Source organism: Yoonia sp. (assembly GCF_046292185.1).
In the GTDB taxonomy this organism is placed as follows: domain Bacteria; phylum Pseudomonadota; class Alphaproteobacteria; order Rhodobacterales; family Rhodobacteraceae; genus Yoonia.
In genome coordinates this window covers 1-14,369 of record NZ_JBKBQY010000086.1, presented here as the reverse complement: position 1 = coordinate 14,369, position 14,369 = coordinate 1, and the positions used below count along the sequence as shown (strand labels likewise).

General features: G+C 60.7%; 15 protein-coding genes. 10 read left to right on the top strand and 5 right to left on the bottom strand.

What is annotated here, in order from left to right; all coding sequences use genetic code 11:
• Window positions 1–471 precede the first annotated feature (471 nt).
• Window positions 472–1,710, top strand: a complete 1,239-nt coding sequence (locus ACK4TM_RS13995) for an aromatic ring-hydroxylating oxygenase subunit alpha (RefSeq protein WP_409702309.1) — start codon at window positions 472–474, stop codon at window positions 1,708–1,710.
• A gap of 3 nt (window positions 1,711–1,713) precedes the next feature.
• A complete protein-coding gene (locus ACK4TM_RS13990) occupies window positions 1,714–2,790 on the top strand; it encodes a 2Fe-2S iron-sulfur cluster-binding protein (RefSeq protein WP_409702307.1) in 1,077 nt (358 codons plus the stop codon).
• A 281-nt stretch (window positions 2,791–3,071) separates the two neighbouring features.
• On the opposite strand, the gene metH is transcribed toward ACK4TM_RS13990, so the two are convergent.
• Window positions 3,072–6,836, bottom strand: coding sequence for a methionine synthase (metH, locus tag ACK4TM_RS13985; RefSeq protein WP_409702305.1), 3,765 nt, complete (start codon window positions 6,834–6,836; stop codon window positions 3,072–3,074).
• Window positions 6,837–7,060: 224 nt separating this feature from the next.
• Here metH and ACK4TM_RS13980 point away from each other — a divergent pair, with 224 nt between their 5' ends.
• Entirely contained in the window at window positions 7,061–7,258 is a 198-nt protein-coding gene (locus tag ACK4TM_RS13980) for a hypothetical protein (protein ID WP_409702303.1), read from the top strand.
• Window positions 7,243–7,521, top strand: a complete 279-nt coding sequence (locus ACK4TM_RS13975) for a hypothetical protein (protein ID WP_409702301.1) — start codon at window positions 7,243–7,245, stop codon at window positions 7,519–7,521. Before ACK4TM_RS13980 ends, ACK4TM_RS13975 begins: the two co-directional genes overlap by 16 nt.
• On the opposite strand, the gene ACK4TM_RS13970 is transcribed toward ACK4TM_RS13975, so the two are convergent.
• Complete coding sequence (locus tag ACK4TM_RS13970; protein WP_409702299.1) at window positions 7,511–7,753, bottom strand: hypothetical protein; 243 nt, start codon at window positions 7,751–7,753, stop codon at window positions 7,511–7,513. The two genes, ACK4TM_RS13975 and ACK4TM_RS13970, sit on opposite strands and share 11 nt — an antisense overlap.
• Window positions 7,754–7,870: 117 nt before the next feature.
• On the opposite strand from ACK4TM_RS13970, the gene ACK4TM_RS13965 reads away from it, so the two are divergent.
• The 6 genes from ACK4TM_RS13965 to ACK4TM_RS13940 all read left to right on the top strand — a co-directional run bounded on the left by ACK4TM_RS13965 (window position 7,871) and on the right by ACK4TM_RS13940 (window position 12,309).
• Window positions 7,871–8,932, top strand: coding sequence for a CobW family GTP-binding protein (locus ACK4TM_RS13965; RefSeq protein WP_409702297.1), 1,062 nt, complete (start codon window positions 7,871–7,873; stop codon window positions 8,930–8,932).
• Between the two features lie 83 nt (window positions 8,933–9,015).
• On the top strand, window positions 9,016–9,756 hold the full coding sequence (locus ACK4TM_RS13960) for a hypothetical protein (RefSeq protein ID WP_409702295.1): 741 nt from the start codon (window positions 9,016–9,018) through the stop codon (window positions 9,754–9,756).
• A complete protein-coding gene (locus tag ACK4TM_RS13955) occupies window positions 9,737–10,204 on the top strand; it encodes a carboxypeptidase regulatory-like domain-containing protein (protein WP_409702293.1) in 468 nt (155 codons plus the stop codon). The genes ACK4TM_RS13960 and ACK4TM_RS13955 overlap by 20 nt, the downstream gene beginning before the upstream one ends.
• On the top strand, window positions 10,204–10,839 hold the full coding sequence (cbiM, locus tag ACK4TM_RS13950; RefSeq protein WP_409702291.1) for a cobalt transporter CbiM: 636 nt from the start codon (window positions 10,204–10,206) through the stop codon (window positions 10,837–10,839). The genes ACK4TM_RS13955 and cbiM overlap by 1 nt, the downstream gene beginning before the upstream one ends.
• The gene (cbiQ, locus tag ACK4TM_RS13945; RefSeq protein ID WP_409702289.1) at window positions 10,829–11,554 is read left to right on the top strand and encodes a cobalt ECF transporter T component CbiQ; all 726 of its coding nucleotides are present in this window, start codon (window positions 10,829–10,831) and stop codon (window positions 11,552–11,554) included. Before cbiM ends, cbiQ begins: the two co-directional genes overlap by 11 nt.
• Window positions 11,551–12,309 (top strand): energy-coupling factor ABC transporter ATP-binding protein, encoded by a 759-nt coding sequence (locus ACK4TM_RS13940; RefSeq protein WP_409702287.1) that lies wholly within the window; start codon window positions 11,551–11,553, stop codon window positions 12,307–12,309. The genes cbiQ and ACK4TM_RS13940 overlap by 4 nt, the downstream gene beginning before the upstream one ends.
• On the opposite strand, the gene modC is transcribed toward ACK4TM_RS13940, so the two are convergent.
• The 3 genes from modC to modA form a co-directional block, all read right to left on the bottom strand.
• Window positions 12,294–13,367 (bottom strand): molybdenum ABC transporter ATP-binding protein, encoded by a 1,074-nt coding sequence (gene modC / locus ACK4TM_RS13935; protein ID WP_409702285.1) that lies wholly within the window; start codon window positions 13,365–13,367, stop codon window positions 12,294–12,296. The two genes, ACK4TM_RS13940 and modC, sit on opposite strands and share 16 nt — an antisense overlap.
• Window positions 13,367–14,035 carry a molybdate ABC transporter permease subunit gene (gene modB / locus ACK4TM_RS13930; RefSeq protein ID WP_409702283.1) on the bottom strand — a complete coding sequence of 223 codons (669 nt, stop codon included), beginning with the start codon at window positions 14,033–14,035 and terminating at the stop codon, window positions 13,367–13,369. The genes modC and modB overlap by 1 nt, the downstream gene beginning before the upstream one ends.
• Window positions 14,035–14,369 (bottom strand): molybdate ABC transporter substrate-binding protein (gene modA / locus ACK4TM_RS13925; protein ID WP_409702281.1); only part of this gene is annotated, 335 nt, incomplete at its 5' end. The genes modA and modB, both read right to left, overlap by 1 nt.

Genomic DNA, 14,369 nt, shown 5'->3' with positions numbered 1-14,369 from the left:
CTTCCCAAACTTCCCGTCGTTTCCGACCGTCCGTCCCGTCCAGCGCCCCGTCGTCTGCATCTCTGCGCCGCCGGTGAGGGGGGTTCTACGGTTACTACACCAAGGCCGCAACCCCCTTTTTGAAGAATTTGTAACTTCGGCAGCATTTTTTCTGTCGGCGCAGCCTCGCTTTGCGATTGGCATAAAAACAAGGCCTGTCGTGCACTATATATAGTAGCAAATTACGCGCCACACACATGCTGCACCTGCAGAATCACGCCGCCACAGAATACCCGCAGGCGAATCTGCGTGGAATCGTCCACCCTGCCCGTCCGAATCCGAAATGCTGCAGCACAGCGCGGCGCGCATCGTTAGCCTTAGGTCGTATTTCGGCGGTTGCAGCGCTGCGCCGCAGCTAATGTCACCTCACCCCTGCCACGACGCGTGGCATTTCACTCCCATCCGCGCAAGACATGCGCAAAGCGAGGACCCATGCTCACCCAAGCCCAGCTGCGCGACACTCTGACGGCCCGCCGCGCCAATCATGCGCTGGACCGCGACCTGTATTGTGATGAGGGCGTCTATCAGGCCGACCTCGACCAGATTTTTTATCGCGAATGGCTTTTCGCCCTGCCCGCGCCGGTCCTGCCAAAGCCCGGCAGTTTCGCGACGATCCAGATCGGGGCTTATCCTGTCGTGATTGTACGCAGCAATGATGGAACGGTGCGCGCCTTTCACAATGTCTGCCGGCATCGCGGGCAGCGGCTTTGCGCAACAACAACCGGATCGACGCCCAATCTGGTCTGTCCTTATCATCAATGGACCTATGGGCTGGATGGCAAGCTGCTCTATGCCCGCGATATGGGTGACGGGTTTGATCCCACCGCGCATGGCCTGAAAAAGGTGCATTGTGTCGATCTCGGCGGGATGGTGTTTATCTGTCTGGCGCAGGTGCCGCCGCCGATCGCGGACCTCGCCAAGCAACTCACCTCTTTCCTGGCCCCTTCAGGACTGAAAGATGCCAAAGTCGCCCATAGTTCCACCATCGTGGAAAACGGCAATTGGAAACTGGTGATCGAGAATAACCGCGAATGTTATCATTGTTCCGGATCGCATCCGTCGCTGTGCCGGACGTTTTCTGATAATCCCAAATTCGCCGCCATGTCCGGCCCCGACGAGGCCAGCGCCGAAATCCTGACCCATTGGACAAGATGCGAGGCGGCAGGCCTGCCGTCACGCTTTACCCATGCCCCCGACATGCAATGGCGGCTGGCGCGCGTGCCGCTGCTGAACAATGCCGAAAGCTATACAATGTCGACCAAGGCGGCAGTGGCCAGACGCATGGGGGCGATGCCGTTCAATGATGCGGGCACTTTGCTGTTCTATCACTATCCCAACACCTGGAACCATTTCCTGGGCGATCATGCGATCACCTTCCGCGTGCTGCCGATCTCGGCGACCCAGACCGAGGTGACGACAACATGGCTGGTCCATAAAGACGCGGTGGAAGGCGTGGATTACGATCTGAAAACCCTGACAGAGGTCTGGCTGAACACCAATGACGAAGACCGGCAGGTCGTCGAAGAAAACCAGAAAGGCATCCTGTCCCCCGCCTATGAACCCGGCCCCTATTCCCCGATACAGGAAGAAGGCGTTATTCAGTTCGTCGATTGGTATGCGGGCCTGATGACAAAACGGCTGACACCGCAGCCCGCGATCGCGGCGGAATAATCCATGGCCACCCGGACAAGGATCAGCAGCACCGCCGCCTGGCGCGATGATGAATGGCTCGAATGCGTCATGGTCATCCCCGAGGCAAAGGATGTCACCACTTTCGCTTTTCGCGCGCCGTCAGGGGCATGGTTCGACTATCAGCCGGGCCAGTTCCTGACGCTGGACCTGCCTGTGCCGGGTCAATCTGTGCAGCGGACCTATACAATATCGTCCAGCCCGTCGCGGCCGTTGTCGATCTCGGTCACGGTCAAGGCGCAAAAAGATAGCATCGGCACCCGCTGGATGCTGGACAATCTGCGCCCGGGGATGAAGATCAAGGCATTCGGCCCGGCGGGCATTTTCAGCTTCCACCGCGCGCCCGCCGACAAATACCTGTTCATCTCGGCAGGCTCCGGCATCACGCCGATGATGTCGATGACCACCTGGGCCTGGGACAGCGGCGAAATGCCCGATATCGTCTTTGTCCATGCCGCGCACCGCCCGTCCGAGATTATCTTTCGCGAAAGGCTCGACCAGTTCGCCAACCGGGTGCCGGGGCTGCAACTGCGTTATACAGTCAAGGAACCAGATCCGTTCCGCGTCTGGCATGGCTATCACGGGCGGCTGAACCAGATCATGCTGGGGCTGATGGCCCCCGATTATCTGGACCGCGAGGTGTTCTGCTGCGGCCCCGAACCTTTCATGCAGGCGGTGCGCGATATGCTGAACGCGCTGGGGTTTGATATGGACCGCTATCATCAGGAAAGCTTTCAGGCACCGGTGGAAAAAGCCGCCGACGCGCCGGAAATCAACGATATCACCCCCGATGCCGATACCGGGGCGCAGATTACCTTTGCCACATCGGGCGTGATGGCGAAATGCACCGAGACAGATACCGTGCTGTCCGTCGCCCGCGCCAACGGGCTGAATATCCCGTCAGGCTGCACTTTCGGCCTGTGCGGCACCTGCAAGATCAGGAAAACCGCGGGCGAGGTGCATATGGTCCATAATGGCGGTATATCGGACGAAGATATCGCCGATGGCTATATCCTCGCCTGTTGCTCCAATCCGCTGGGGCGCGTCACCGTCGATATATAATGCTGGTCCGCTTTCGCGTTTCCAAATGACTTGCCAGCGGCAGGATGGTCCGGCGCTGTCCCGCAACATCCTGCCCTTGTGTTGCGTCGCGCGCGGGCCGTTCACATGCCGTCAATCCGCCTCGGCTATTGATGTACAAACCAGCCATGACAGGCATCCCCGACCTTCCCCGCGGGGAAGATATCAATAAGGCCCCCACGACGCCCCCCTTTTTATTTCCGCAAATACTTCGGGGTCCGGGGCAGCGCCCCGTCTTGCACGATCAACGCGGGCGGGGTCCCCTATTCCGCCGCCAGCCCTGCTTTGCGTTGCGGCACATAGTTTAGAATCGGCCCCAGCCAGCGTTCAACCTCGGCCACCGGCATATCCTGGCGCGCGGCGTAATCCTGCACCTGATCCTGTTCGACCTTGGCAACACCAAAGTAATAGGCGTCAGGATGTCCGATATAAAGCCCCGACACCGATGATCCCGGCCACATCGCCATACTTTCGGTCAGGGTCACACCAGTCGCAACCTCCGCATCCAGCAACCGGAATAAGGTGGTTTTCTCGGTGTGGTCCGGCTGGGCGGGATAGCCGGGTGCAGGACGAATACCGCGGTAAGGCTCGCCGATCAGCTCTGTCGGTGCCAAAGCTTCATCCGGCGCATAGCCCCATAATTCGCGGCGGACCAATTCATGCATCCGTTCGGCAAAAGCCTCGGCAAAGCGGTCAGCCAACGCCTTGACCAGAATCGCGTTGAAATCGTCATTGGCGCATTCAAACCTTTCCGACAGGGCGATCTCCTCGATCCCGGCCGTAACAACGAAACCACCGACATAATCAGGCGTACCGATGGGGGCCACGAAATCAGCCAAGGCGACATTGGGGCGACCGTCACGTTTGCTGACCTGCTGTCGCAATGTATGCAGTGTCGCCAGATCGGCGTTGCGCGTATCATCAGCGAACAGCTTGATATCATCACCCACCGTATTGGCAGGCCAGAAGCCCACCACAGCGCGCGGACGGAACCATTTTTCATCAATGATCTGCGCCAGCATCGCCTGCGCATCGGCGAACAGCGCGCGCGCCGCCTCGCCCTGTTTTTCGTCCTGCAGGATCTTGGGGTAAATCCCCTTCAATTCCCAAGTCCGGAAAAACGGCGTCCAGTCGATATAACGCGCAAGTTCCGCCAGATCCCAGTCTTCATATATCTTGGTGCCCAGGAATGATGGCGCAGGCACGTGATAATCCTGCCAGTCGATTTTCAGCGCATTGGCGCGCGCTGCAGGCAGCGGCATGCGTTTCTTGGCCAGTTCCGACCGCGCATGGTTCTCGGCAACCTTTTCATATTCGGCGCGGATGCCATCGACATAGCCGATCTTCTGCTCTGGCGACAACAAGGCCGACACCACCCCCACAGCCCGGCTGGCGTCGGTGACATAAACCGCTTGCCCGCGCGCGTAATTGGGGTGGATCTTTACCGCCGTATGCACGCGACTGGTGGTCGCCCCACCAATCAGCAGCGGGATATCAAGGCCCGCGCGTTCCATTTCGGCGGCGACATGGACCATTTCGTCCAGCGACGGGGTAATCAGCCCGGACAATCCGATGATATCGACATCTTCTTCCTTCGCGACCTCCAAAATCTTGGCAACCGGCACCATCACGCCAAGGTCAATGATATCGTAATTATTGCAGGCCAGCACGACGCCGACGATATTCTTGCCGATATCATGCACATCGCCTTTGACCGTGGCCATCAGCACCTTGCCCGCACTTTCGCGCCCGGTGCCACCTTTCAGGCGCTTTTCCTCTTCCATATAGGGCAGCAGCACCGCGACAGCCTGTTTCATCACGCGCGCGGATTTCACGACCTGCGGCAGGAACATCTTGCCCGCGCCGAACAGATCGCCCACCACGTTCATCCCCGCCATCAGCGGCCCTTCGATCACATGCAGCGGGCGCTCCGCCTGCAAACGGGCCTCTTCTGTATCGGCGTCGATGAATTCGGTGATCCCGTTGACCAGCGCATGTTCCAGCCGCTTTTCAACACTCCAGTCGCGCCACGCCAGATCACGCTCCTTGGCCTCGCGCGCGCCGGTGGATTTGAACCGTTCGGCAATCACCAGCATGTTTTCGGTCGCTTCCGGTGTGCGGTTCAGCACCACATCCTCACAAGCCTCGCGCAGATCGGGGTCGATGCTGTCGTACACCGCCAATTGCCCGGCGTTGACGATCCCCATATCCATGCCGACCTGAATCGCATGGTAAAGGAACACGGCATGCATCGCCTCGCGCACCGGTTCGTTGCCACGGAAACTGAATGACAGGTTTGACACGCCGCCAGACACATGAACATGCGGCAGGTCGGCGATGATCCGGCGGGTGGCATTGATGAAATCGACGCCGTAATTGTCGTGTTCCTCGATCCCCGTCGCCACGGCGAATACATTGGGGTCAAAGATGATATCTTCCGGCGGGAAGCCAACCTGTTCGGTCAGAAGCTTATAGGCGCGGGTGCAAATCTCGACCTTGCGATCCTCGGTATCGGCCTGGCCGTCTTCGTCAAAGGCCATGACGACGACAGCGGCACCATAAGCGCGACACAGGCGGGCCTGATGCAGAAACGCTTCTTCGCCTTCCTTCATGCTGATCGAATTGACGATGGATTTGCCTTGCACGCATTGCAGGCCCGCCTCGATCACCTCCCATTTGGAACTGTCGATCATGACCGGCACGCGGGCGATGTCAGGTTCCGCCGCGATCAGGTTCAGGAATTCGATCATCGCCTGCTTGCTGTCGATCAGGCCTTCATCCATGTTCACGTCAATGATCTGCGCACCGTTTTCGACCTGATCGCGCGCGACATCGACCGCCGCCGCATAATCGCGGTTGGTGATCAGCTTGCGGAACCGGGCCGACCCGGTGACATTGGTCCTTTCACCCACATTCACGAATGGAATGTCAGGCGTCAGGGTGAACGGCTCCAGCCCCGACAGCCGCATCAAGGGTGTGTGTTCGGGGATAAGGCGCGGTTTATAGCCCGCCACGGCATCAGCGATCGCGCGGATATGTTCCGGCGTCGATCCACAGCAACCGCCGACGATATTGACCAGCCCCGCTTTGGCAAATTCACCGATCTGTTCGGCCATGAATTCCGGGCTTTCATCATATTCGCCGAATTCATTGGGCAGGCCTGCATTGGGATAGGCGCAGATCAGCGTATCGGCGGTGGCCGACAGTTCCGCCAGATGCGCGCGCATTTCCGCCGCACCCAGCGCGCAGTTCAGCCCGATGGTCAGCGGATCAGCATGGCGCACGGCGTGCCAGAATGCGGTCGGCGTCTGGCCGGAAAGCGTCCGCCCGGAACGGTCGGTGATCGTGCCGGAAATCATCACTGGCAGGCGCAGGCCATTGGCGGCGAAAATCTCCTCACAGGCAAAAATCGCGGCCTTGGCATTGAGCGTGTCGAAAATCGTCTCGATCAAGATCAGATCGGCACCGCCGTCGATCAACCCGCGCAGCTGTTCGGCATAAGCCGCGCGCAGCTGATCAAAGGTCACAGCGCGGTAGCCGGGGTTATTCACATCCGGCGACATCGACGCCGTGCGGTTCGTTGGCCCCAGCGCGCCTGCGACGAAACGTTCGCGCCCATCCTCCGCCGTGGCGCGATCCATCGCCTGGCGCACCAATCGCGCGCCGTTGAAATTCAGGTCATAGACCAGATGTTCTAGCCCGTAGTCAGCCTGCGCAATCGTGGTCGATGAAAACGTATTGGTTTCCACAATATCCGCCCCTGCCTTGGCGTAAGCATAGTGGATATCCTCAATCGCCTGCGGCTGGGTCAGGATCAGCAGGTCATTGTTGCCTTGCTGCGGCAGAGGCTTGTCGCCGAAAATCCGCGGATGACAGGCGCAGCCCGCGCCATGGGCGGTGAAATCACCCTCACCAAAGCCAAGGGCCTGAATTTGCGTGCCCATTGCGCCATCCATAATCAGGATACGGTCAGCAGCGGCGGCCGCAATACGGTCAAAGACAGGGGATTTGGGCAGAATAGTAGACATAACGCTCCGATCAAACGGCGAAAGGCACCTCAACGTGCCAAGAATAGGTCTAGTCGAAAGACTTTCAGTTCACAAATTCATGTTGGGCAAGAAGTTTATGAAACAAATTCACAATAACTCCGCGCTTTACATATCCGATTGTTTTTGTCAGGATAGCGTTACCCAGCCGGGCAACGCATTCCCTGACCACGCAAGGCATCCCACCTAGAAAAGCGGAGTGATGAATGCCGGATCGTTTGCATGATTTTCTGACCGACCTGCTGAGCGGGCAGAATGATGCGACCTGCCAAGGCTGCGATCTGGACCAAGGGCTGACAGAAATGCTGCTGGACCGGTCAGTTCATCGCCCGCCGTATTTTAACACGGCTGTCGCCCAACCCGCGCCAGCGACGAAAGGACCCCAAAGATGTTTCGATCAGTGATGATTGCCACGGCAGTTCTGTTTGGCATGCCCGCCGCAGCCCATGACCATCCCAGCCTGACCTATGCGGATTTCGAATCCTCCGTGCCACATATCGACATGGACGCCTGCCCCCCAGATCTGGCGATCGGCGATGTGTTCTGCCGGATCACCATGAACAACGATGCGCTGCATATCTATGTATTCGAAAATGACGGGGACAGTCCCTTCGTGTCGGTCCACACCTTTTACGAAGACGAATACGAGCTGACCTTCAGCCAATAAGACAATCCAGATCCGCCGCCGTAATCGCGGCGGCGGGTCGATGGATGACAAAAATGCGGCGGACCAGGTCGAATCCCGTCACGGTGATCTGGGTGGCCGGCCCGGGGCAGTCGGGGTCAGTGCACATGATCTCGGTCACATTGATCAGACAATGCGCTCCCAGCTGCACCTTGTCGCGGACCAGCCGCCTGACGCGCTGGATATGCCAAAGCTTGACGGTCTTTTGCCGCATCAGCGCTGCAAGGCGCGGGGACTGTGTACAGGCAGGAGGGGACATCGGCGCCTTGTTTCTGTCGGTGTTATAACATAACAAACACAGGATCATCTCACGCACAACCCGGAGCCCGCCATGACCAATCCCATTCCTGTGACTTTGCTGACCGGCTTTCTGGGCGCGGGCAAGACCACGCTGCTGAACCGGCTGTTGCATGATCCCGCCGCAGGCCGTGTCGCCGTCATCGTCAACGAATTCGGCGAGGCCGGGCTGGACCATGACTTGATCGAAAGCGCCGCCGAAGATGTCGTGCTGATGCCCGCTGGCTGCATCTGCTGTACGATCCGGGGCGATCTGGCCAAGACCATGTCCCGCCTGCTGGTGCGCCGCGCGATGGGCGAATTGCGCTTTGACCGGGTGGTGATCGAAACCACCGGGCTGGCCGACCCCGGCCCGATCCATCACACTTTGCTGGTTGATCCCGTGCTCGCCCCGGATTTCGTACTCGACGGGATCGTCACGGCGGTGGATGTCGTGCTAGGCCTGTCCACATTGGACCGCCACGCCGAAGCGCAGGCCCAAGTCGCCATGGCCGACCGGATCGTGCTGACCAAGCGCGATCTGGCCGATGACATTACATTGCAACGGCTGGAACACAGGCTGGACCGGCTGAACCCCGGCGCGAAGCGGATCATCGCCGATAATGGCGTGGTACCGACGGGCGTATTATTCGGCCTCAGCGCGATGCGCCGCCCGATGGCGCATGGCGCTGCGCTTGACTGGCTCTCTGCCGCCCCGGCCCCCGACCCATTGGCGGGCCTGTCCGGGCTGCCGCAGCCCAAGGCGCAGATCACCCCTTTGTCGCATCATGCCAGTGATGACCGGATCACCACCGCCTCGGTCACGCTGACCACCCCGATCGCGCCAGAGGTGTTCGACCTCTGGCTTGATACGCTAGTCGCGTTGCGCGGACAGGATATTTTGCGGATGAAAGGCATCGTGCATATCAAGGACCTGCCGACGCCCTTTGTTTTCCACGGTGTCCAGCATATCTATGAACCACCGCAGCCGCTGACCAACTGGCCAGAGGGCGACCAGACCAGCCGGATTGTGATCATCGCCCGCGACATTCCGCAGCAGGATCTGGACGAATCACTGGCCATGCTGGGGCAATATCCCGAGCCGGAAACCGTCTGACCGACAAGGGCATGTTGACACCCGGTGCCGCGCTGCGTATGCAAAATTTATAAAATTTTCATACTACGCCAAAGGAACTGCCCATGCCCTTGCCTCGCCTTGTGTCATCGACCCTATTCGCTGGTGTCATCGCTACCAGCGCTGCTGCCGAAGGCACGCTGATCCTGTTCGCAAATGGTGAGGAACTTGCCACCGAAGGTTTCTTGGCCCCAGAACTGACCCGCGATGGCTGGGAATTACGGTTCGATCACATCTTCGTCACGCTATCGGGCGTTGCTGCACTGCAGACCGACCCGCCCTATGACGCCGAGGCCGGTGGTGTGCCCGAAGCCAGCGTCACCGCATCCTTTGACGACGCCGACCAGATTACCATCGACCTGACCGACACCGACACGGATGGCCGCGTCCGAATCGCCAGCGTCACCGCCCCGCAAGGGCATTACAACGCGGTCACCTGGTCCGTTGTCCCTGCCGCGGCGGGCGACTGGGTGGGCCAATCGATTGTCTTTGTCGGCACCGCAACACGCGATGGCGAAACGGTGGACTTCACGCTTACCAGCGCCGACACCCACGATTACACCTGCGGCGAATTTGTAGGCGATACGCGCAAGGGTCTTGTGACCCCGGGGGCAGAGGCTGACCTTGAACTGACCTTCCATCTGGATCATGTATTCGGGCGGGCAGACAGGGATGCATCAGGTCATATGAACAGTCATGCTTTGGGCTTTGACGCCTTCGGCGCAGGCGGCACACAAGAGATCGCCCTGTCCGGCCTGCATATCGGCCACGTCGGCGAGGGGCATTGTGCTGTCAGCTATCGCTAAATCGCTGTTTGCAGGGCTGATCAGCTTTCTGCTGGCTGGCCCGGCAATGGCACACGGTGCCTTTGTCGATGTCGCGGCGGTGGACGCCGTGGGCATCCACGCCCGCTATGACACCGGCGAACCTATGGCAGATGCACAAGTTGCCGTCTTTGCCCCCGACGCCCTCACGCAACCCTGGCTCGTCGGTCAAACTGATGCAGAGGGACAATTCCTCTTTACCCCCGATGATCGCGCGGGCCGCTGGGCAATACAGGTCCGGCAGGCCGGGCACGGCGCCATGGGCTATGTCGAACTGTCGACCGAAGGTACCGCGATGGCAATCACCGCCATCACGGCAAGCGCCGGCCTGACCTGGGCGCAGCGGCTACTGATGCTGGCGTGTGTGCTCTGGGGTGCCGTCGGCACAGCGCTTTATTTCCGGCGTGCGCATGCGGGCAAACCCGCCTGATGCATATTCCGGACGGAATACTGCCGCTTGGGCTGACACTGGGGGGCTGGGCCTGTGCGGCGGGCATGACGGCCATCTGCCTGAACCGTATCGCCGCGCAGCCGGACCCGCGCGCAGGTCTGCCGCGCGCCTCCATGATGACGGCCGCCTTTTTTGCCGCCTCGCTGATCCATATCCCTGTACCCCCCAGCAGCGTGCATCTGACGCTGACCGGGCTGATGGGTGCGATGCTGGGTTGGTACGCCGTGCCCGCAATCATGATCGGTCTTGCATTTCAGGCCATCATGTTCGGACATGGCGGTCTGACGACGCTAGGGGTGAACGGCATCATCCTTGGATTGCCTGCACTCGCAGCCTTCGGGCTGACACGGGTCTTGGGACGTGTCGCGCATCCGCTCGTACGCACCCTGGTCTCCTTCAGCACCGGCGCAGGGGCCGTGCTGGCGGCAGTGGGATTGTTCACGGGCTTCCTGCTGGCAGGTTTACCCGCACATCTGGACGCGCAAGCCGAGCGCGCAGCGATCCTGGCGCTTGCCATCGCCCACGTGCCACTTGCGCTGGCCGAAGGGATGATCGTTGCTACCGTGCTGACCTTTCTGCGTCGCACCAGCCCCGAGATGATCATTGCGCGTTGACCCGATCAGTGACCCGCGATTGCGGATCGTGGCGGTCTTCGTGCTGGCCTTCACCTTCTCGGCGCTGCACGGCGCTGCGGCACTGTCGCTGATGAGCCTGCTGACCCTGTTCCTGATCTGGGCCACGAAACTTCCCCCTGCCCGGCTTTTGCGCGCCTTGCGCCTGCCAGGTCTTGTGGTTGCCGGGCTGGTCACGGTGATCCCCTTCACCAGCGGCGACACGGCGTTGGCCACTCTGGGGGCCCTGACCCTACGCAGCGAAGGTCTGTCCGCCGCCACCGGCATCGCACTGCGGTTCCTGTGCATCTTTTCGCTGCTCGTCATCTTTCTGACCCCAGTTGCCCCGTCCCAGCTGATCAATGCCCTGCGCGGGCTGCGTATGCCTGCGTTGCTGGTTGATATGTCGCTGCTGACCCTGCGCCACATCGCTGATCTGCGCCAAGATATGGCCCGCATGCAGACCGCGATGCGTCTGCGCGGGGGACAAGGCCGCTGGTACGTCCAGTTCCGCAGCACCGGCTGGATTCTGGCCAGCCTGTTGCTGCGCAGCCATGCCCGTGCCGAACGGGTCTACCACGCCATGATACTGCGCGGACACGGAGCGGCGGGTGCGGCATCCCCAGATCCTGCACCGACGTCGCTGTCCGACAAGGTCGCGCTCGCCGTCCTGTTCGCTCTTGCCGCCTGCCTGCTGATGATAGAGCATCTGGCATGACCACGCCGCTATTGCAGACTAACAACCTCAGCCTGACCCGCCCCGGCGGGCAACAGGTCCTGCAGGATATCAACCTGCAACTGACGATAGGCGAGCGCGTGGGCCTGATCGGACCTAATGGCGCGGGAAAAACCAGCCTGATGCTGTGCATGACCGGCGTGACACACTCCACGGCCGGCGATATCCGGATGGACGGCGTCACCCTGGCAGCGGGCGGGTTTCACCCCGGTCTGGGCTTCGTGTTCCAACAGGCAGAGGATCAGCTTTTCAGCCCCACCGTGGCCGAGGACGTGGCTTTTGGCGCGCGCAACATCGGGCTGACAGGGTCCGCGTTGGACACGGCTGTTGCAACGGCGCTCGACCGCGTCGGCATCACCGCATTGGCCCACCGGCCCGTGCATCACCTGTCAGGCGGCGAAAAGCGGCTGGCCTGTCTGGCGGGCGTGCTGGTGATGGAACCACGGGCCTTGTTGCTGGATGAACCATCTGCCGCCCTTGATCTGCGCAACCGGCGCAGATTGATCGATCTTTTGCACCAGATGGATCAGGCCCTGCTGATCGCCAGCCACGATCTTGAACTGGTGCTGGAACTTTGCCCCCGGGTGATCCTGATCGATGCGGGCCGCATCGTGGCAGATGGACCCGCGCGTATGATCTTGTCGGATGCCGCATTGATGGTGCGCCACGGGCAAGAGGTGCCACATTCGCTGACCCACGCCGGCCACGTGGCACACAGCCATCACCGCGCGATGTGATCGCGCGCAACGCTCATGGATTTCAGGATGGCATGGACCTGATCACCGGGCGACAGCGCCATCTGATCCGCCGCACGCCGGGTGATCCGCGCGATGATCTCATGCTGACCGATACTGATATGTACCAACATCGCAGGCCCCTGGCCGGCAACGATACGTGCGACGGTCCCGGCAAGAATATTCTGTGCCGACAGCCCTTCTGGCCGCGCGCGCGACAGGATCACGTCATGCGCCAAGATCCGCACCCGGACCAGGGCGCCCGGATTACCGTCGATCAGCGGCAGAAACAAAGGTCCCGCCGCGCATTCCAGCCGGGTCAACCCATCCGCATCATGCGCGACGATTTTGGCAGGCAACATCGTGGCCAGTTCGCGGATACCCATCGCGCGCAATGCGACCGGGTCTGCCATCACCTCTGCCGTGCTGCCATGGCGCAGGACGCGCCCTTTGTCGATCAGCACGATCTGGTCGGCCAGCAATTGCGCCTCGTTCATATCATGCGTCACCAGCACGACCGGCATGGCCAGATGCGCGCGCAGGGCGATGATTTCACGATACAGGTTTTCCCGCGTCGCACGGTCGACTGCCGAAAAAGGCTCGTCCAGCAGCAACACCTGCGGGCGACGGGCCAGTGCGCGCGCGACGGCAACACGCTGTTGTTGGCCGCCGGACAATTGCGCTGGCCTGCGATCCGCCAGATCGTGCAGATTCACCAGATCCAGCACGCGCCTTGCCTCTGCCTTGTCAGGCCTGTCCATGGCGACCAGCACATTTTGGACAGCCGACATATGCGGGAACAGCGCATAATTCTGAAATACCATCCCGACACGGCGGCGATATGCGGGGATATTCACCCCTTTGTCGGTATCCAGCCAGGTTTCACCGCCCACGACCACGCGCGCTGTCTGCGGCTCCCACAACCCGGCGATGCTGCGCAGCAATGTCGTCTTGCCTGACCCCGAATGTCCCACCAGAGCCAGCAATTGCGCTGGCGCCACGTGAAATGCCACATCCAGAGGAATGGGGCCGTCAGCCTTTGCCATCACCTTCAGCGTCATCACGACAGCCTCTTGCCGACACGTGCCGACAGCCAGAATGTGACTGCGATGGTGAACAATGAAAACGCCACCAGCACCGCCGACATGATCGCGGCACCAGCGTCGTCAAACGCCTGTACGCGGTCATAGATAGAAATGGCAATCGTGCGTGTTTCCCCCGGGATTGACCCGCCCACCATCAGGACAATCCCGAATTCACCCAAAGTATGCGCAAAGGTCAGCACCATCGCCGTCACAACACCAGGCCAGGCCAGTGGCAGTTCCACCTGCCACAGGCTGCGCCACGGCGACATCCCGCAGCAGGATGCGGCTTCGCGCAAATCCGCGCTGATCGCCTCGAACCCGCGTTGCGCGGGCTGGATCGCGAATGGTAGGTTAAAGATGACAGAAGCAACCACCAGCCCTTGAAAGCTGAATACCAGCTGCTGACCGAATAAGGTCTGCCACAAATCACCGATGGGCGAATTGCGCCCGAACGACACCAGAAGATAGAATCCGAACACGGTGGGCGGCAAGACCAGCGGCAGCATCACTAATGCCTCGACCAGACCCTTGCCGCGAAACCGGCGAAACGCCAGAAAGCGCCCCATGATGATCGCCACTGGCAAGAGAATGGCCACCGTCCATCCCGCCAGCCGCATCGACAGCCAAAGCGCGGTCCAGTCCATCAATCGCCCGCGGGCAGATCAAACCCGTAACGCGCCATGATCGCGCGGGCGGCAGGAGCGTTAATATAGGCATAAAATGCCTCTGCGACCTCGCCTGCCCCTTTCAACAGCGCCATGCGCTGGCGTAGGGGTTCATGCCAGTCCTGCGGGATCAGCGCATAGCTGCCGCGCGGGGCGATTTCCGGCGCAAGCGCGAGCGAATAGGCGATAATTCCTCCCTCGGCATTCCCGGACAAGGCGAATTGCGCAGCCTGACTGACATTTTCACCCAGAACCATGACAGGCTGCATCTCTTGCCAGATCCCCTTGGTGGTCAGCGCTTCGCGCGCGCGCA

Coding starts and splice junctions, on each gene's coding strand:
- ACK4TM_RS13995 (WP_409702309.1), top strand. CDS start 472: ATGCTCACCCAAGCCCAGCTGCGCGACACTCTGACGGCCCGCCGCGCC.
- ACK4TM_RS13990 (WP_409702307.1), top strand. CDS start 1,714: ATGGCCACCCGGACAAGGATCAGCAGCACCGCCGCCTGGCGCGATGAT.
- metH (WP_409702305.1), bottom strand. CDS start 6,836: ATGTCTACTATTCTGCCCAAATCCCCTGTCTTTGACCGTATTGCGGCC.
- ACK4TM_RS13980 (WP_409702303.1), top strand. CDS start 7,061: ATGCCGGATCGTTTGCATGATTTTCTGACCGACCTGCTGAGCGGGCAG.
- ACK4TM_RS13975 (WP_409702301.1), top strand. CDS start 7,243: ATGTTTCGATCAGTGATGATTGCCACGGCAGTTCTGTTTGGCATGCCC.
- ACK4TM_RS13970 (WP_409702299.1), bottom strand. CDS start 7,753: ATGCGGCAAAAGACCGTCAAGCTTTGGCATATCCAGCGCGTCAGGCGG.
- ACK4TM_RS13965 (WP_409702297.1), top strand. CDS start 7,871: ATGACCAATCCCATTCCTGTGACTTTGCTGACCGGCTTTCTGGGCGCG.
- ACK4TM_RS13960 (WP_409702295.1), top strand. CDS start 9,016: ATGCCCTTGCCTCGCCTTGTGTCATCGACCCTATTCGCTGGTGTCATC.
- cbiM (WP_409702291.1), top strand. CDS start 10,204: ATGCATATTCCGGACGGAATACTGCCGCTTGGGCTGACACTGGGGGGC.
- ACK4TM_RS13940 (WP_409702287.1), top strand. CDS start 11,551: ATGACCACGCCGCTATTGCAGACTAACAACCTCAGCCTGACCCGCCCC.
- modC (WP_409702285.1), bottom strand. CDS start 13,367: ATGACGCTGAAGGTGATGGCAAAGGCTGACGGCCCCATTCCTCTGGAT.
- modB (WP_409702283.1), bottom strand. CDS start 14,035: ATGGACTGGACCGCGCTTTGGCTGTCGATGCGGCTGGCGGGATGGACG.